Source organism: Adhaeribacter sp., assembly GCF_057359045.1.
Window position 1 is genome coordinate 1 of sequence record NZ_JBMQUD010000038.1, and the last position, 18,342, is coordinate 18,342.

Sequence of the window (18,342 nt, forward strand, 5' to 3'; positions counted from 1 at the left end):
AAGACGGTGCAGCTGATGGTAAAAGAAGGCAAAGATATTTCTAAAGCCAAGGTGCTGGTAATGGGCGCAACGTTCAAGGAAAACGTAGAAGACATTCGCAACTCCAAGGTAGCCGATGTGATACAGGAGCTGAAAGGCTTTTCGGTACAGGTAGAAGTAGTAGACCCGTATGCCGATTCCAAAGAGTTACAGCATGAGTACGGCTTTGCGCTGGTAGCCGAGCCGGGGCAAGACTACGATGCGGTGATTGTGGCGGTAAACCACCGGCCGTACCTGGCCTTAACCGAGGCATATTTCACGTCTATCACCAACCAGAAAGCGGTGCTCATAGATGTAAAAGGTATTTACCGCGACAAAATACAAAAGCTTACTTACTGGAGTTTGTAATATATATATTGCTAAAAAAAGCAGGCAACAAGTAAAAGCTAGTGGGTTTGCATTACTTTAGACTTAATATTTAATTTTGCCGTACTGCTTACAAAATGCGTTTGCGTAAAATTTATAGATAGAAAATATTACTGATACCTTGGTAATTTAATTATTGCCAAGGTATCGTTTTAACAAACGAATAATAACCAGGTTCTTTAGCTAAAAAATAAAACGTTGGAAAAAAAAGGTAAAATTTTGGTAACCGGCGGGGCCGGCTATATTGGTTCGCACGCAGTAGTAGAATTATTTCAGGCGGGTTATGAGCCAATTATTATCGATAATTTTGTTAATTCTCAGGAATCGGCACTGGCGGGTATTACTTCCATTCTAAATACCGATATTCCGTGTTACCGCTACGATTGTACTGATATTAATTTACTGCGGGAAGTTTTTAAAAAAGAAGGGAGCATTGCCGGGGTTATTCATTTTGCGGCTTACAAGGCCGTGGGCGAGTCGGTACGGGAACCGCTAAAATATTACCACAACAACTTAGGCTCTTTGGTGGCCCTGCTGCAGGTAATGGAAGAGTTTGGGGTTGATAACCTGGTTTTCTCCTCGTCGTGCACGGTTTATGGTATTCCTGATCAATTGCCGGTTACCGAAGAAACCCCGGTTAAAAAAGCCAATTCGCCGTACGGCAACACCAAACAAATTTGTGAAGATATTTTAACCGATTTAGCTAAGAGCGGCAATAGTAAAATCCATACCATTGCGTTGCGTTACTTTAACCCCATTGGCGCGCATGCGTCGGCTAAAATTGGTGAGTTACCGCTGGGCGTACCCAACAACCTGGTGCCCTTTATTACCCAAACGGCCATTGGTATCCGCGAAAAGTTAACTGTATTTGGTACCGATTACGATACGCCCGATGGCAGCAATATCCGGGATTACATACACGTAGTAGATTTGGCAAAAGCCCACGTAGTCGCCATTGATCGGTTGCTGGCAGGTAAAGCCCAGCCAATCGAAATGTTTAATATTGGTACCGGCCGGGGCAACAGCGTATTAGAAGTGGTAAAAACCTTCGAGAAAGTTGCCGGCCAGAAATTAAACTACGAAATAGGTCCGCGCCGTGCCGGCGATGTGCCTAAAATTTACGCCGATGTAACCAAAGCTACCCAGGAATTAGGTTTTAAAACCGAGTTGGGCCTGGAAGAAGCTTTAGCCAGTTCCTGGCAATGGGAACTGAACCTGAAAGAAAATAAAAAATAATTTATGAAAATAGTTATTACCGGGGGCGCTGGCTTCATTGGCTCGCACGTGGTGCGTTTATTTGTAACCAAATATCCCCAATACCAGATTTACAACCTCGATAAATTAACTTACGCCGGTAACCTAGAGAACCTGCGCGATATTGAGGATGCACCCAATTATTCTTTTATAAAAGGCGATATTGTCGACGCCGATTTTATAAACAGTTTGTTCCAGGAGCACCAGTTTGATGCCGTTATTCACCTGGCTGCCGAGTCGCATGTAGATCGTTCTATTACCGACCCACTGGCTTTTGTGTATACCAACGTAATTGGTACGGTAAATTTATTAAATGCTGCCAAAAACCTCTGGAAAGATAACTATAGCGGGCATTTATTCTACCACGTGTCTACCGATGAAGTGTACGGCTCTTTGGGCGAAGAAGGCATGTTTACCGAAACAACCAGCTACGATCCGCGGTCGCCGTACTCGGCTTCCAAAGCCAGCTCCGACCATTTTGTGCGGGCTTACCACGAAACCTACGGCTTGCCGGTAAAAGTATCGAACTGCTCCAATAATTACGGACCTAACCACTTTCCGGAGAAGCTAATTCCGTTGGCCATAAACAATATTCAGAACGAGCGGCCGGTACCGGTATACGGTAAAGGCGAAAACGTGCGCGACTGGCTCTATGTAAAAGACCATGCCACGGCCATCGATGCCGTTTTCCACCAAGGCAAAGTAGGCGATACCTATAATATTGGTGGCGTAAACGAATGGAAAAATATTGATTTGATTCGGTTGCTGTGCGACATTATGGACGAGAAAACCGGTAAACCCCAGGGTACTTCCCAAAAGCTAATTACTTTTGTAACCGACCGCGCCGGCCATGATTTGCGTTACGCCATCGATTCTTCTAAAATAATGCGCGAATTAGGCTGGAAACCTTCCGTAACGTTTGAAGAAGGCCTGGCTAAAACCGTAGATTGGTACTTGGAGAACGCAACGTGGTTGCAACATGTAACTTCTGGTAGCTACCAGGCCTACTACGAACAACAATACACCCGGTAATAAATTTAGAATTATGAATTAGAAAGTATGAATGAACAATATTGTCTTTCGTATATTCTGGTTCAATAATTAATTCATAATTCATCATTTATAATTCATAATTAAAAAAATAGTGTACGACAAGCCATTTCATAACCAACCGCTCCAAGATAAATCGTTTTTAATAACCGGGGGTGCCGGTTTTATTGGGTCTAATCTGGTAGAATACCTGCTCAAATACGAAGCCGGAAAAGTGCGGGTACTGGATGATTTATCAAATGGCTTCCGCAAAAATATCAAGGCTTTCCTGGATAACCCGGCTTTTGAAGTGCTGGAAGGCGATATTCGCGATGTGGCTACCTGTACCGAGGCTTGCGCCGGCATAGACGTGGTGCTGCACCAGGCGGCTTTGGGTTCGGTGCCCCGCAGCATTAAAGATCCGGTTACTTCTAACAATGTAAATATTGGCGGCTTTGTAAACATGTTGGTTGCAGCCAAAGAGCAGGGCGTGCAGCGATTTGTATACGCGGCTTCGTCATCTACCTACGGCGACAGCAAAGCTTTGCCCAAAGTAGAAGAAAATATTGGCAAGCCTTTATCGCCGTACGCCGTAACCAAATACGCCAACGAATTATACGCCGATGTGTTTGGCAAGACCTACGGCATGGAAATTATTGGCCTGCGCTATTTTAATATTTTTGGTCCGCGCCAGGACCCCAACGGCGCGTATGCCGCCGTTATTCCTTTGTTTATCGATGCTGTGCTAAAAGGGAAATCGCCGCGCATAAACGGCGATGGCGGCCAAACCCGCGATTTTACGTTTGTAGAAAATTGCGTGGAGGCCAATATCCGGGCCGCTTTGGTGCAAAACCCGGAAGCCATAAACCAAGTGTATAATATTGCCGTCGGCGACCGAACCTCACTAAACGACTTGTTCTATATTTTAAGAGAAGAAGCTGGTGCCACCGTAGAACCGGAGTACGGCCCCGACCGGGCCGGCGACATTCGGGATAGTTTAGCCGATATTTCTAAAGCACGCCGGCTGTTGGGCTACGACCCACAAATTAAAATTAATGAAGGCTTAAAAATTACCTTAGATTGGTTCCGGAATAACCAGGAATTTATTTATAACGAGCAGTAGGTAAGTAGTTTATTCCGATTTGCAGGAGAGCTCTGGTAAGCATTTGGTATATCGCTCTTTACAGCAATATTTTCAAAAGTATAAAAAACAGGTGGGTAATTATTTATTCTGCTTCTTTTAGGAGCAGGATTTAGAGTGCGGTTTTAAATAACGCATAAGCACATTAACTCATTAACACAATAAATAACATGAAAGGTATTATTCTGGCGGGTGGTTCGGGCACCCGGTTGCATCCCTTAACGTTGGCCGTTAGTAAACAATTAATGCCGGTTTACGACAAACCCATGATTTATTATCCATTGTCGATTTTAATGATGGCCGGCATTCGGGAAATATTAATTATTACTACGCCGCACGATAATCCTTTATTTCAAAAATTATTGGGCGATGGCCAAAATTTGGGTTGTAATTTCCAGTACGCCATTCAGGAGCAACCCAACGGTTTGGCCCAGGCTTTTGTAATTGGTGCCGATTTTATCGGGCAGGATAAGGTAGCGCTGGTGCTGGGCGATAATATTTTTTACGGTGCCGGTTTAGCTAAACTGCTGCAAAGCAATAATGATCCGGATGGCGGCGTGGTGTATGCTTACCACGTAAACGACCCCGAGCGCTACGGCGTGGTGGAGTTCGACGAAAACCGGAAAGCCTTATCGATTGAAGAAAAGCCCAAGCAGCCCAAATCTAATTACGCCGTACCGGGCTTGTATTTCTACGACAACAACGTTATCCAGATTGCCAAAGATTTAAAACCCAGCCCGCGCGGCGAGTACGAAATTACCGATGTTAACCAGGAATATTTGCGGCGCGGCAAGCTAAAAGTAGGTATTCTGGGTCGTGGCACCGCCTGGCTCGATACCGGTACCTTCGACTCGTTGATGCAAGCCTCTACCTTTGTGCAATTAATTGAAGAACGCCAAGGTTTAAAAATTGGCTGTATAGAAGAAATTGCCTACCGCATGAATTTCATAGATGAAGCACAATTATTGGCCTTAGCTAAGCCGCTGGTAAAAAGCGGCTACGGCGAATATTTAATGCGCTTGCCCCAGGAGAAGGTATACGAAAGTTAAAAGCAGCTACTATTTAAGTTTGGACAGAATAACCGCTGATTTTAGACCGAGAGCGTACTATGACGTCGTAGTACACCTTAAAAAGAAAATCTACTTCACTACCCGCAAAGACTGCAAAGGCTGCCCCAGGCGCGATAGCTGTATCGGCAAGAGCCACGAACGTAAAATAGAAATCACCTACTACAAAGAAGAATACGAGCGGGTCATCAAACGAATCAATAGTCGTTATGGCCGACAGATGAAAGGGCTGCGGCAAGCAACCGTGGAGCCGGTGCTGGGTACGCTCATTAACTTTTTAGGACTTAGAAAAATCAATACCCGGGGCATAAAGCAGGCCACCAAAGTCATGCTCTTGGCCGCTACGGCTTATAACCTCAAAAAACTGCTAAACTTTAAACCCCCAAAGAGCCAAACCGCCGTTATGGCCCTGTTTAAACCTGCACCAGCTCAACTTTTTAAGCTTTTCTACCCATCAGTAGCTAATATCGCTTGCTAACAATTCCGAAGATGCAATAACGCTACTTTAAGCGTCTCGAGTTGTGCAATAGCTACCAGTGTTGGGTGACGTTTTTCTTTTATTCATAAAGGTATAGTTGAACTTCAGAGAGCTACTATCAAGTAATGCCTCACCCAAAACTACACTTTCAAACTTTAAACCTTTTTCTGTTGGGCCTAAATTGTGGTTTTCTGGAAATGAATAATGTATAAAGATTTTTTTACCAGCAATGCTATCTACTGTCGGCAAATAATCCTCGCCTCTTAATCCAATCTCTTCTATTAGCATATTAGAAGAATCGCATACTTTCAAATTTATAGTACTCCCAGAAGCTCCTTGTTTAACTTTTGTAAGTTTAATGATATTCGCAGTCGATTTTAACTCTTGTATTAATACTTCATTATTACCAAGGCATTTACAATCCCGCGAATTAGAGCATCCAAATAGCGCTGTACAGAATAATAATAGAATTGAGTTTTTAAAGCTCATTAATCCAATTCTAAATTTTTATTAATTCTGACTAACGTTAAGGAATATACAATTTTTCTCTTTTATAAATACAAATTCTAACGTTAGCGCAAAGAATTTAATCGGTTTCTGATAGGGGGAATTACACCCAACGTTAAAGTGTTTATGAAGTTGTGGTATTTGAAAAACGTCAGTTTCAATTAACCACAAAACTAAAATAGCGATATATAGTTGAATGCTTAATGTCCAGCCACAATTTTATAAACACACTGTTATGTGCCGTTATGCTCTTGCGCTGTCAACCTTTTTCAACCTATAAATCATCTCCTTTTTAATTCCGTCATCAGGAGAATTACTGTATTCTTTCATTAAGTCAATTGCTTCCTCAGTTCCTATCGCAAACAATAACCAACTGAACCATTTCGCAATCGCAACTGAATCTGAACCAGTATATTCAAGATAATCAAAACTTGTCTCCAATGCTTTTCTTACAAACGGCACTGTAGTCGGACTCGGCGCAAAGTCCTGTAATGCTTTTGCGATTTGCTGATGGCTACGATGATTAGGATTTATTAGAAGTTCATTTAATAATTCCACAAACTCCGAAATCTCTGCTGATAGCCAAATCAAACTTATTGATAATTGAATTCTTTCTCCGTCACCGCTTTGGATAGCTTCTCGAATCTCCCTTTTTATAAAATCGTAGTTAGTTTGTAAGTCAACAGAAAACGAGTAAAGCACTTCTATAGGCGCCAAAAGTCCCTGCTCAAAATCTGTCAGCAATTGTTTGTCTTTTTCTGTCATTGGATGGTAACTGTCAATAATGGCACATAACGTGCCGCGTATTGGCGATGGGCGGGATTTTTAGCACTTAACTTTAATCGAAGAACGAAAGTTGAATTTTGCACTTCCGTTGATACGAAGCCGTTCTGCCCGCCTATTGCCAATACGATGTTACAGGGCGTTTTTTCTGTTCGTTGTCATTTTGGTTTATAAATTACTTTTATGTCGTCCCCGCAAAAATAAGCACTGTCTTTTTGCATTGTAAAAACTATGTCTTTGTCATGAGTAATTTCTATTGTCTTACTGTCAAGCCATTTTGCTGAAATGTTTTTGCCTTGTCCTGTGAAATATAAAACTGAACCACCACCTTGTCCCCACATCATAAGTCCACTTGTATGAACATAGTTTTTGTTTGTATATTCTTCGTTTATGTCAAACTTTTTTAGATTGTCTGGTGCAATAGCGTTTACAAGATTTATCATTTCAGACTCAAACTTCGGTCTAACTCTGCGTTTCGGTTTTTCCCTTTCTGTTGAGATTTGAGTTAGAAATTTGTCAAGTTCTTTTTTGCGTTTTTCTATTGTCTTGTCGTTCGCTCCAAGTTCTTTCCAAACGTCAAGGTCGTTGCCTGTTTCAATAATTTCTTTTACTTGTATGTAAACTTTTTGGTCAAGCGACTTTGTTTCCCATTGAGCTAATGCAAGTCCGAACAAACTGTTGTTTTTGTCGTCATAGTCGTTAAACATTTCAGCAAAGTCATCTTGAATTTGTTTAGAAATGTCCGCAGGATTTTGTCCTTGATTGTATAAGTCAAAGAAGTTTTGATATATGTCTTGAAAAGTGTCGTTGCCGTTTATTTTGGTGTTCCAAGTTCCCATTTGTTTGTCTATTTGCAGTCTGTCCTAAAATGCCCTATAACGTACTGGGCAATGCGGCGGCAAAGCTGCCGTATAGGTGTGGTTAGTGGTAGTTATTTTTTAAGCTTAATAATTTCTTCATATAGACTTTCTATCATTTCATACAATTCCATTTGATTTGGATAATAGTGGTCTATTTCGCCATAATTAGTATATGAGGACATATTATAGCCTTCTTCAATATCATTATAATAAATAACTGACTTACCAATTATTCCAACAACCCAAAATCCTCCACCTTCTTCCCCCATTGTTTTTTCAGTCCATTTTTCAGGCTGAATTTTTAAAAACTCCCAAAACCTTAAGCAGTCTGGTTTAAGGAAAAGAATATCATTACAATATTCATTATCTTTTAATATTCTTTCTAGGGATGCTGGTGTCCACATTTTTAATTATTTATTCCCACTAACTAGTGGATAAACGGAGTTATTCTGGTTATCTGCACTATATATAGAAGTTTATTCCATAAACAGAACCTGATTAACGAATATATTATATATTAGAGTGAATATAAAGAAAAAGATAGTGTAATGAGTTCTTCGTTTAGCTTCTTTTGGGTTTAAAGTAACGGTTCCTGTAAAAAGAGTAATTTATAAGGTTAACCCCAAGCTTATATATGTGGAACACCAATTAACCAGCGCTATTTAAGCAATTAGAAAAGAAGCTGCTTAAAGCTTAGGTGGCCTTTTTATTTAAGAATTAAACCGGCCAGCAAGCCCGTAAAAATAAGTACATAAGGCGGTATTTTGGTCCAGAGCAGGAGCGAGAAAGTGGCTACCACAATGCCAAAGTTAAGCGCTGTAGATTCTATGGGGTGGTAAAGCAAAATGGCTGCCGCCACTACCATGCCCGAGCTTACCGCATTAATGCCTTCTAAAGAGGCTTTAATAATCCGGTATTTTTTTAACTCTTCCCAGAAACGGATTATAAAAAAGATAAGAAACGTGCCGGGCAAAAATATACCTACCGTAGCTACTATAGAACCCAATATTTGCCCCCAGAAGCCATAACCCCGCATGGCCAGGGTGCCAATGTAAGTACAAAAGATAAAAGTTGGTCCCGGAATTACCTGCGCCAGAGCAAAACCCGATAAAAACTCTTCGGAAGTTAAATAATGTTTAAATTCTACAAATTCAGTGTACATTAACGGAATCAGTACTTGGCCGCCGCCGAAAATAAGGCTGCCGTTGCGGTAAAAATTCTCGAAAAGCCGGATGGGTAAAAAGCGGGTGGCCCCGCCCAAAGCGGCCGCAAATATTAAGGTACCGCCAAATAAAATAAAATTGCTCCAGTCTATCCGCAGTTTTTTGTTTACTTCTTTGGGGTGTTTTTTAAACCGGAACGAGGTAACAAAAGCGCCGGCAATTAATAAACCCGGAAAAACCCACGGCGATCGGGAGAAGTAAGAAATAATGGCCGAAAGCACCATTAAAACAATACCGGTTTTGGTTACTACTACTTTAGAACTAATGCGGTAAGCAGCAAAAGCCACAAAGCCTACCGCTATGGGCTGAATAAACCGGGTAAAATGCAGCGAAATATCATTTCGGACCAGGTACGACATTGCCAAACCCACAGCAGTCATAAACAAGGCGGTGGGCGCAATCCAGACGAGCAAAGTAAGGTAAGCCAGGTTGGGGCCGCCTACCCGGAAACCAATAGCCGTAAGCGTTTGGGTAGAGGTTGGGCCGGGTAATATCTGGCATAAGGCATTAAGTTCAATCAGTTCTTTTTCGGTGAGGTAGCGGCGTTTCTCTACCATGAGCCGGAGCATCATGGCAATGTGGGCCTGCGGACCGCCAAAAGCCGTTAGCGCCAGCTTTAACACATCTTTCAGAAATATGTAGTAGCGCAGGTTAAAACCTTTTTTGGCTTTTTCTTTTTCCCGTGGCTCGGAGTAGAGTAACTTCATAACTACCAGCAATAAGAAGCAAAGCCGCCGTTGGTGGTGGCTTTGCTTCTGCCTAAAAAGTATCTGTAGTGAATTAACTAATTAATTATCAGAAATAAAACAGATTTTTTTAAGGCTGTTATATTTCTTTGCCAAGCCAGTTGTAACCTAAATAACAAGCTATTTTTTAAGCAAGCCTAATTCAATTAAGCGCTCCGTTAAAAAGTCGCCGGCGGTAATATCGGTATAGGCTTTGGGGTTTTCGGCATCAATGCAACTCTCCAGGCAAGTTAAATCCATTTCGGTGCGCGGGTGCATAAAAAACGGAATAGAGTAGCGCGAGGTGTTCATTAATTCGCGTGGCGGATTTACTACCCGGTGTATGGTAGATTTTAATTTGTTGTTGGTGTGCCGCGACAGCATATCGCCTACGTTTACCACTACTTGTTCGGGTAAAGCCGTTATGGGTATCCATTTACCGTCGCGCCGCAATACCTGTAAGCCATCGGCGCTGGCACCCATTAATAAAGTTATCAGGTTTATATCGCCATGTTCGGCAGCCCGTACGGCATCGGCTGGTACGCTATCCGGGTCTTCAATCGGGAAATAATGAATTTGCCGTAAAATGCTATTGCCTTTATGTACTTTGTCGTCGAAATAGTTTTCGTCTAAGCCCAAATAAAGGGCAATGGCCCGGAGCATGTTCTGTCCGGCTTTTTCTAAGGCCCGGTAAGCGGTTAAAGTTGTTTCTTTAAACTCCGGTACTTCGTCGGGCCAAATATTAGCCGGGTAGTTTTCGGCGGCTAATTCTTCGGCGGCTAATTCCTGGCCCACGTGGTAAAACTCTTTTAAATCGCCGGTATTACGGCCCTTGGCGTGCTCTTTGCCTTTGCTAATATAACCGCGTTGCCCAGCTAAAGTAGGTTTTTCGTATTTTTGTTTTATATTTTCGGGTAAGGCAAAAAACTTTTTAACGGCCGCGTATAGTTTTTCGGTAAGCTCATCGCTTAAGCCGTGGTTACGAATAGCCACAAAACCAATCGATTGGAACGCCTCGCCTAAATCCTGCACAAATTTATTTTTCTTCCCGGCATCGCCCAATACAAAGTCGTTTAGGTCCAGAGAAGGAATTTTTTCTACTAATTGGTCGCTCATAACGTATGTTTAATAATCCTAAAATAAAGGTGTAATTTAACCCTGCAATTTAGCCAATTTTTATAAATTTGATTTACTTTAAACCAACATTAACCAAACCTTACTATGAAGAAACTAATGCTTTTTGCTTCGGTTGCAGCCGTTATAAACCTAAGTGCCTGCAACAATTCCGGTAATAAACAAGCCGGTGCCGAGAATAATACAGAAACATCCAACGCCGATAGTTTAGCCACTACTGCTCCCACTGATTCTGCCGGTGGCACGGGGCCGGTAATGGAGAAAAACGGACTTAAAGTTTATTCATTTAATAATTCGCCTAAGTTTCCGGATGCTGATTTAGAACTGGATAAGCCGGAAGAAAATGGTAAAGTACCGTCGGGCGAAGTTAATTTTGTTTACGAATTAGAAAACTACCAGCTTACCGCCCAAACCACCGAAGGGCCGGCGCATCATGACCATGCCAACTCTAAAGAAGGGCAGCATATTCATAATATAGTAGACAATGAGCCTTATACCGCGCATTATACCACCACGTTTACCAAACCGGTAAAAGATGGTAGCCACGTAGTGTTGTCTTTCTTGTCGCGGTCTTACCACGAAAGTTTAAAACACAAAGATGCGTATGATTTGCGGGTAATAAACGTAGGCAACAGTACTACCGGCCCGGGCGCTAATTTCGATACAAAAGGCGAACATCTTTTTTACAGCCGCCCCAAAGGCGATTATACCGGTAATGATACCAAAAAAGTAATGCTTGATTTTTACCTGGTAAACACTGATTTGGGCGAGAACGGCAATAAAGTGCGCGCTACCATTAATGGTACCGAGTTTATGCTGAACCAATGGTTACCTTATACTATTGAAGGTTTACCAATGGGCGAAAACACAATTAAACTGGAATTGCTCGACAAAGACGGTAAATTAATTCCTGGTCCGTTTAATACCGTAGAACGGAAAATCACCTTGAAAGCTTCTTAATAAAAACAGTATTTTACCTAGTAGGATTGTATTTAACCAATAAATACAATCCTTTTTTTATGTTTCTTCATCTGGGTAAAATAATATTTTGTCTTAAACGATGATATTTAAATATTGTTTCCTAATTTTAGGATTATTTAAATATCTGGTCATGTGGTATAAAAAAGTTTTAGTTCTGGTTTTAGCGTTGGGAGCTTATGTTTCGGGGCAGGCACAGAACCCCGAAGTTGAAGAAAAGGAAGGTGTGGTGTACGATTCGGTGCTGCAGAATTTAGGGCCGACCGTAAATACCCGTTTTACCGAAGTACGGCCGGTAATATCGCCGGACGGAAAAACGCTTTATTTTGCGCGGCAGTTTTATTCTAAAAACAAAGGTGGCCTACAAGACGAGCAAGATATCTGGTATTCTACCTTGCTTAATGCCCAGGAACATAAATGGTCGGAGGCAAAAAGTTTAGGAGCTCCCATTAATACCGCCGATCCCAACGGGGTTTGTTCGGTTACCCCCGATGGTAACTCCCTGTTGTTAATTAATAATTATAACCCCGATGGTTCTATGACCATGGAAGGTGCTTCTATTACTACCCGCACCAAGAAGGGGTGGAGTTTGCCTACCAAAGTTAATATTTTGAATTATTACAATACCGATAAAGCCAATGTGGATTATTTTTTATCGAACTCCGGTAAAGTTTTATTAATGGCGGTAGAACGCGAAGACGCCGTAGGCGAATTGGATTTATACGTTAGTTTTCAGAAGCAATTTGGTGTTTGGTCTAAACCCATGAACTTAGGCAGCCAGATAAATTCCAAAAAAGCTGATTTTGCGCCGTTTTTAGCAGCCGATGAGAAAACCTTGTATTTTGCTTCGGAAGGACACAAAGGCTACGGCAAAAGCGATATTTTCTATTCTAAACGCCTCGATGATACCTGGCAAAACTGGTCGGCACCGGTAAATTTGGGCCCTACGGTAAATACCGCCGATTATGAAGCTTATTACACCGTATCAGCAGCCGGTAGAGATGCTTACCTGGTATCATCGCGGGGTGGCACGCAGGGCTCGCGCGATATTTTCCGGATTGAGTTAAAAGAGCGCTTTAAACCAGAGCCGGTTATATTGGTTACCGGTAAAGTAGTAGACGGTATTACCAAAAAGCCTGTCGACGCTAAAATAGTGTACGTAGAGTATCCGGGTGGTAAGGAAATTGGTACTGCCCGTACCAACCCAATAGATGGGTCTTACACCATTACCTTGCCCAAAGGGGTTAAATATGGTTACCGTGCCGAAGCCGATGGCTACATTGCCATGAACGAAGAAATTGATGCCACCGATACCAAAGCTTACAAAGAAGAAGCAAAAGATTTGGAACTGGTAGCGAAAGAAGTAGGTAAAAAGATTAGCCTGAATAATTTAGTTTTTGAACGGGGTAAATATGACCTGTTAGAAAGCTCTTTCAACGAGTTGAACTTACTTGTGCAGTACATGAAAGAAAGCCCAACCATGGAAATTGAAATTCAGGGTCACACCGATAACCAAGGCGATGCCCGGGCGAACCTGGAATTATCGCAAAATCGGGTAAACGAAGTTAAAAAGTACCTGGTAGCCAATGGTATTGATAAGAAGCGAATCAGAGCGAAAGGTTATGGTGGTTCTAAACCGCTTTACAGCAACGCCAAAGAAGAAACCCGGAAAATGAACCGCCGCGTGGATTTTGTAATCATCAAGAAATAGGTAATAAGAAACGGTTAAACCAAAAAGGCGACCCGGATAATATTATCCGGGTCGCCTTTTTGGTTTTGTATTATTTATTTTAGTTAAGCTGCGTCTAAAAGGTACTATTTACTTAGTAACTGATCTTACGCAGATGCAGCATTAAATATTAATTTTAGGGTTCACCCTTCCACTTCCATCATTCTGACAAGAATCTTCCGGGTTGCTAATCAAAAAAAACTCCGGAATGACGGTGGTGAGTGGGTTTAAGCTAATTGAATTATTGTTGCTTAACATCAGTTAGTACGCCCGCGCAAAATATACCCGCCGGTTAGAGGGCTTGCCCGTAACCATACAAGTGCCGTTTTCCGGTTCGGTATCCAGGGCAATACACCGGATGGTGGCTTTGGTTTCTTCTTTTATGCGTTCTTCGGTTTCAGGAGTGCCGTCCCAGTGCGCCAGAATAAAGCCGCCTTTTCCATCAAGTACCTGCTTAAACTCATCGTAAGAATCTACTTTGGTGGTGTTTTCCTGCCGGAACTGGAAAGCCTTTTGGTAAATATTCTCCTGGATAGCATCTAATAACTGCGCTACCGTTTCCGAAAGATTATCTACCGGGTAAATGGTTTTCTCTTTGGTGTCGCGGCGGGCTACTTCGGCGGTGCCTTTTTCCAGGTCACGGGCGCCTAAAGCAATCCGCACCGGCACACCTTGTAATTCGTATTCGGCAAATTTCCAGCCGGGCTTCTGGGTGTCGCGGTTATCGTATTTAACCGAAATACCTTTGGCTTCGAGTTCTTTTTTAATTTGCAACGCTTTTTCGCTAATCTGCGTCAGTTGGGTTTCGTTAAAAAAGATTGGAATAATTACGACCTGTATCGGGGCTAATTTAGGGGGGAGTACCAGGCCTTCGTCGTCGGAGTGGGCCATAATTAAAGCACCCATTAAGCGGGTACTTACACCCCACGAGGTGCCCCATACGTAATCTAAGTTACCTTCTTTGGTGGCAAATTTTACATCAAAGGCTTTGGCAAAGTTCTGACCCAAAAAGTGCGACGTACCGGCTTGTAAGGCTTTGCCATCTTGCATTAAACCCTCAATACAATAGGTTTCTATAGCCCCGGCAAAACGCTCATTAGGCGTTTTAATGCCTTTTACCACGGGCACCGCCATATAATTTTCGGCAAATTCGGCGTAAACGCCCAACATCTGTTCGGTTTCAGCAATAGCTTCTTCGGCCGTGGCATGAGCGGTATGTCCTTCCTGCCATAAAAACTCGGTGGTACGTAAAAAAAGGCGGGTTCGCATTTCCCAGCGCACTACGTTGGCCCATTGGTTTATGAGTAACGGCAAATCGCGGTAAGATTGTATCCAGCTTTTGTACGTATTCCAGATTACCGTTTCTGAAGTAGGCCGCACAATTAATTCTTCTTCCAGTTTGGCTTCCGGATCTACTACTACCCCGCTACCGTCTTCGGCATTTTTTAAACGATAATGGGTTATTACAGCGCACTCTTTGGCAAAGCCTTCTACGTGGCTGGCTTCTTTGCTAAAAAACGATTTTGGAATAAACAACGGAAAGTAAGCATTGGTATGTCCGGTTTGCTTAAACATATCATCCAGAATGCGTTGCATCTTTTCCCAAATGGCGTAACCGTACGGTTTTATGACCATACAACCGCGCACCGGCGAATTTTCGGCCAGGCCGGCCCGCTTTACTAATTCGTTATACCATAGAGAATAATCTTCGCTTCTTTTAGGTAGGCTTTTACTCATTTTTATTATTATATTTGTAGTATAGCAAAATTATATCTATTTGGTACAAGTTTTGCTTTATTTATCAAAAATTGTTGTACCAATCCAACGCCAAATTACGTTAATAAATAAATTAAACCGTTACTTGGAGCTGCGATTGCCCTTAAATAAAATTAATTTTTGTTCCAGGTTACCATTTTTAGTCACCACGGCCATGAAAAATATAAACAAAGTATTCTTATTACCCTTGTTGGCCGGCTTTGCTGTTGGCTGTGCCAGCCCGACTGCTTTTCAGTCATCGGAGTACGATGATGTGTATTATACTTCTAAAGATAAAACCATCATTCAGGACCGAGTTGTAACCGCACAAGCAGAAAACAATGCCAATGTGCCGGTTGCAGAAGATGCAGTGCCTAATCCGGAATATTCGGAAAAAAACAGTGGAACCGGTAATACCTATGCCGATATAAATAACAGCGATGCCAACTATTATTCAGATGATTATGCGTCGTCGCGCTTAGGACGGTACAATACACCTTACCGAGGAGGGTTGTCTTATTACGATTACGCCTATAACGATTTTTATTGGTATAACCGTAATCCGTTTATGTACGGCCGTTCTGCTTTTTATGATCCTTTTTACTCGGTTTACGATCCGTTTTATTATAGTCCTTACTCCTTTTACGGTTATCCCAGAATTTACACGGGCTTAACGGTTGTTATTGGCCGGCCTATGTTTGGTGGCTGGTATGGTTCGCCGTATTACGGTGGGGGGTATTATGGTGGGTTTAACCACCGCTTTTATAACAATAATTATTACTACGCCAATAATGGCTGGTACCGTAACGAAACCAATAACGCTACCCGGGTACAATACGGCCCAAGACGCGAGCGGAGCAGTGTGCCTACCGGTAGTAATACCGCTAATAATGGTTCGCGGCCCCGTAACAATACCGGTGGGGTAAACTCAGGCGGTGGCGGTGTAGTAGCGCCAGGTGTTGGCGGTGGCGGGGTTGCCCGTCCGGCCGATGGCCGTGCATCCCGGAGCCGCAACGCCAGCGATATTGTTACACCTAATAATAACGTAAACGGTGTAGCTGCCCCCGGTAATAATGCCGACCGTACAACGACTGTAAACCCTGGTGCAACGAATGCAGATAATTTGCCAGCCAGAAGCAGCCGGAATGCCCGTCAAGGTCAGGTTATAAATAATAATGCCGAGCGGGTAACCGAAACCCCGCAGTTAAATACAACGCCGGGTGTAGAAACTCCTGCGCGTCGGGGACGTGGTCGTCAGGTAGAGCCCGGTAACTACAGCTTCCCGGATCAGCCGGCTAATACCCAGGGCACGGTACAGCCCAGCCCAGAGCGGAACAACACCGAAAATTATACCCCGGCTCCTAACTCGCGCCAGCAACGGCGCATGGAGCAGGCAACGCCGCAAGAGTCACGGCCAAGCCGGCAATCCCGCGAAACGTATCAGCCTTCGCAACGGCAGGAGCGTACGTACGAGGCACCTCGGCAGGAACGGACCTACGAAGCGCCCCGGCAGCAACAACGTACTTACGAAGCTCCCAGCAGCCGGCCCACACCATCTTATAACGGCGGTGGCGGTAGCAGCAGTGGTGGTGGCCGGAGCAGCGGTGGCCGCCCCAGAAATTAGTAGTAATTACTAAATTAGTTTAAGTAACATGAAATCGATTAATATTTTAACCGGCCTGGCATTGCTATGCCTTTCCAGTAATGTAATGGCCCAAACCGAAACCGATGCTTTACGCTACTCCCAGCTAGGGATTGGCGGTACCGCCCGGGTGCAAGGCATTGGTGGGTCGCAAGTAGCATTAGGAGCCGATGCCGGTAATTTAGCTGGTAACCCGGCTGGATTGGGATTGTACCGGCGCTCTGAATTTACCTTTACCCCCGGTATAACCTTTAACAATACTTCTAGTGTAGTTGGCGGCAGTACTTCTGTCGATCAACGGCAGAATATGAACGTTTCTGGTTTTAGCGTGGTGTTTGCCCGTCGCAAAAGCGATGGTACAGAAGGCGACTGGCGTGGTGGTTCTTTTGGGATTGGATTTACCCGGCAAAATAACTTTCAGAATAAATTCAATTACGACCGCCTAACCAGCGAAACCGAATCAACCATTTTAGAATCTATTGCCGAAACGGCCGATGCTTACGGAATTGGGCAAACTAATTTCGAAAACCTGGAAGGCTTGGCTTACGAAACGTACCTCATTAACGAAGACGACAAAGGCTTTTATGCGATTGATCGGAAAGGCAGAATCAGGCAAGCCGAAGATGTGCTGAGTACAGGAGCCCAAAACCAATGGGATTTTTCGTACGGGGCCAGTTACCGCGATAAATTGTACCTGGGTGGGGCCATTGGGTTCTCTACCTTGCGTTACCGGCAGGAACGGGTATATCGCGAATCGGAAAGCGACCCTACTACTGATTTTACGGATTTGAACCTGCGCGACGAATTTACCACTACCGGTAACGGTATTAATGCCCGGATAGGGGTTATTTTCCGGCCTACCGATGTTGTGCGGTTAGGTGCCAGTATCCAGACACCTACGCTCTACTCCATGAACGACCAATATATTACCCGTTTGCAAACGAATGTAAAAGGTGTAAACTACGATGCCTCTACCGACCCAGGTGAGTACCAGTACAATTTAACTACGCCTTGGCGCGCCAATGGTGGGGTAGCGGTGCTGTTGGGTAAATATGGCTTTGTTTCCGGCGATGTAGAATATGTAGATTACAGCCGGGCACGCTTAAAAGACCCAAGTGTTAGTAGTGAGTTCCGGGATGTCAACAATCGGACGAGCAGTATTTATACCAATGCCATTAATGTAAAATTGGGAGCCGAAGGCCGCTTTGATATTTTCCGGGTGCGGGCCGGTTTTGCGCATTTCGGCGACCCCTACGCCAATAGTTCCATCGATCGGAAACAAACCTTTATTACTGCAGGGGCTGGTATAAAACAAGCTAACTATTTTGTAGATGTAGCGTTGGTAAATGGTAATTATAAAACCGCTTACTCGCCGTACACCCTCAATAATAATGAACAGCCAGTAGTTAATACCACCAACAAAAATAATAACCTGGTAGTTACCGTTGGCCTGAGTTTCTGATAATTTACAAGAGTATTCAAATAAAAAGGGAGTCGCGTTCGCGGCTCCCTTTTTATTTGAATACAATTATATTAAAGTTGATTAAATGCGCTTGCTTGTAATCAGCAAATGAATCAAGCTTGTATGTCAGACATTAGTTACGGTTTAGACAAGAATAAAATGCTTTTATG

The 18,342-nt window shown here is 43.2% G+C and carries 17 protein-coding genes; 10 read left to right on the forward strand and 7 right to left on the reverse strand.

The window, feature by feature from the left end; all coding sequences use genetic code 11:
• The 6 genes from ACO1R6_RS06225 to ACO1R6_RS06250 form a co-directional block, all read left to right on the forward strand.
• On the forward strand, nucleotides 1–387 hold a 387-nt coding region (locus ACO1R6_RS06225), incomplete at its 5' end, for a UDP binding domain-containing protein (protein ID WP_486263124.1).
• Nucleotides 388–603: 216 nt separating this feature from the next.
• Nucleotides 604–1,641, forward strand: coding sequence for a UDP-glucose 4-epimerase GalE (gene galE / locus ACO1R6_RS06230; protein ID WP_486263125.1), 1,038 nt, complete (start codon nucleotides 604–606; stop codon nucleotides 1,639–1,641).
• Nucleotides 1,642–1,644: 3 nt separating this feature from the next.
• Nucleotides 1,645–2,691: a dTDP-glucose 4,6-dehydratase gene (gene rfbB, locus ACO1R6_RS06235; protein ID WP_486263126.1), complete on the forward strand. Its 1,047-nt coding sequence runs from the start codon at nucleotides 1,645–1,647 to the stop codon at nucleotides 2,689–2,691.
• Nucleotides 2,692–2,803: 112 nt separating this feature from the next.
• Nucleotides 2,804–3,811, forward strand: coding sequence for an SDR family oxidoreductase (locus tag ACO1R6_RS06240; RefSeq protein WP_486263128.1), 1,008 nt, complete (start codon nucleotides 2,804–2,806; stop codon nucleotides 3,809–3,811).
• 188 nt (nucleotides 3,812–3,999) lie between these two features.
• The gene (gene rfbA, locus ACO1R6_RS06245) at nucleotides 4,000–4,878 is read left to right on the forward strand and encodes a glucose-1-phosphate thymidylyltransferase RfbA (protein WP_486263129.1); all 879 of its coding nucleotides are present in this window, start codon (nucleotides 4,000–4,002) and stop codon (nucleotides 4,876–4,878) included.
• Nucleotides 4,879–4,897: 19 nt separating this feature from the next.
• Nucleotides 4,898–5,374: a transposase gene (locus tag ACO1R6_RS06250; protein WP_486263130.1), complete on the forward strand. Its 477-nt coding sequence runs from the start codon at nucleotides 4,898–4,900 to the stop codon at nucleotides 5,372–5,374.
• A gap of 27 nt (nucleotides 5,375–5,401) precedes the next feature.
• Here ACO1R6_RS06250 and ACO1R6_RS06255 read toward each other — a convergent pair whose 3' ends face one another.
• The 6 genes from ACO1R6_RS06255 to ACO1R6_RS06280 all read right to left on the reverse strand — a co-directional run bounded on the left by ACO1R6_RS06255 (nucleotide 5,402) and on the right by ACO1R6_RS06280 (nucleotide 10,588).
• Nucleotides 5,402–5,863, reverse strand: a complete 462-nt coding sequence (locus tag ACO1R6_RS06255; RefSeq protein WP_486263131.1) for a hypothetical protein — start codon at nucleotides 5,861–5,863, stop codon at nucleotides 5,402–5,404.
• 261 nt (nucleotides 5,864–6,124) lie between these two features.
• Entirely contained in the window at nucleotides 6,125–6,646 is a 522-nt protein-coding gene (locus ACO1R6_RS06260) for a HEAT repeat domain-containing protein (RefSeq protein WP_486263132.1), read from the reverse strand.
• A gap of 176 nt (nucleotides 6,647–6,822) precedes the next feature.
• Nucleotides 6,823–7,503, reverse strand: a complete 681-nt coding sequence (locus ACO1R6_RS06265; protein ID WP_486263134.1) for a hypothetical protein — start codon at nucleotides 7,501–7,503, stop codon at nucleotides 6,823–6,825.
• A gap of 92 nt (nucleotides 7,504–7,595) precedes the next feature.
• Nucleotides 7,596–7,928, reverse strand: a complete 333-nt coding sequence (locus ACO1R6_RS06270) for a hypothetical protein (RefSeq protein ID WP_486263135.1) — start codon at nucleotides 7,926–7,928, stop codon at nucleotides 7,596–7,598.
• A gap of 302 nt (nucleotides 7,929–8,230) precedes the next feature.
• On the reverse strand, nucleotides 8,231–9,454 hold the full coding sequence (gene chrA, locus ACO1R6_RS06275; RefSeq protein ID WP_486263137.1) for a chromate efflux transporter: 1,224 nt from the start codon (nucleotides 9,452–9,454) through the stop codon (nucleotides 8,231–8,233).
• Nucleotides 9,455–9,613: 159 nt separating this feature from the next.
• Complete coding sequence (locus ACO1R6_RS06280) at nucleotides 9,614–10,588, reverse strand: isopenicillin N synthase family dioxygenase (RefSeq protein WP_486263139.1); 975 nt, start codon at nucleotides 10,586–10,588, stop codon at nucleotides 9,614–9,616.
• Between the two features lie 105 nt (nucleotides 10,589–10,693).
• Here ACO1R6_RS06280 and ACO1R6_RS06285 point away from each other — a divergent pair, with 105 nt between their 5' ends.
• Nucleotides 10,694–11,566 carry a hypothetical protein gene (locus ACO1R6_RS06285; protein ID WP_486263141.1) on the forward strand — a complete coding sequence of 291 codons (873 nt, stop codon included), beginning with the start codon at nucleotides 10,694–10,696 and terminating at the stop codon, nucleotides 11,564–11,566.
• Between the two features lie 151 nt (nucleotides 11,567–11,717).
• Nucleotides 11,718–13,295: an OmpA family protein gene (locus ACO1R6_RS06290; RefSeq protein ID WP_486263143.1), complete on the forward strand. Its 1,578-nt coding sequence runs from the start codon at nucleotides 11,718–11,720 to the stop codon at nucleotides 13,293–13,295.
• A 279-nt stretch (nucleotides 13,296–13,574) separates the two neighbouring features.
• On the opposite strand, the gene proS is transcribed toward ACO1R6_RS06290, so the two are convergent.
• On the reverse strand, nucleotides 13,575–15,050 hold the full coding sequence (gene proS / locus ACO1R6_RS06295) for a proline--tRNA ligase (RefSeq protein ID WP_486263145.1): 1,476 nt from the start codon (nucleotides 15,048–15,050) through the stop codon (nucleotides 13,575–13,577).
• Between the two features lie 193 nt (nucleotides 15,051–15,243).
• On the opposite strand from proS, the gene ACO1R6_RS06300 reads away from it, so the two are divergent.
• Together ACO1R6_RS06300 and ACO1R6_RS06305 are read left to right on the forward strand one after the other, a co-directional pair.
• Nucleotides 15,244–16,692 carry a hypothetical protein gene (locus ACO1R6_RS06300; protein ID WP_486263147.1) on the forward strand — a complete coding sequence of 483 codons (1,449 nt, stop codon included), beginning with the start codon at nucleotides 15,244–15,246 and terminating at the stop codon, nucleotides 16,690–16,692.
• A gap of 28 nt (nucleotides 16,693–16,720) precedes the next feature.
• Nucleotides 16,721–18,172 carry an OmpP1/FadL family transporter gene (locus tag ACO1R6_RS06305; RefSeq protein WP_486263148.1) on the forward strand — a complete coding sequence of 484 codons (1,452 nt, stop codon included), beginning with the start codon at nucleotides 16,721–16,723 and terminating at the stop codon, nucleotides 18,170–18,172.
• The last annotated feature ends 170 nt before the right edge of the window (nucleotides 18,173–18,342 follow it).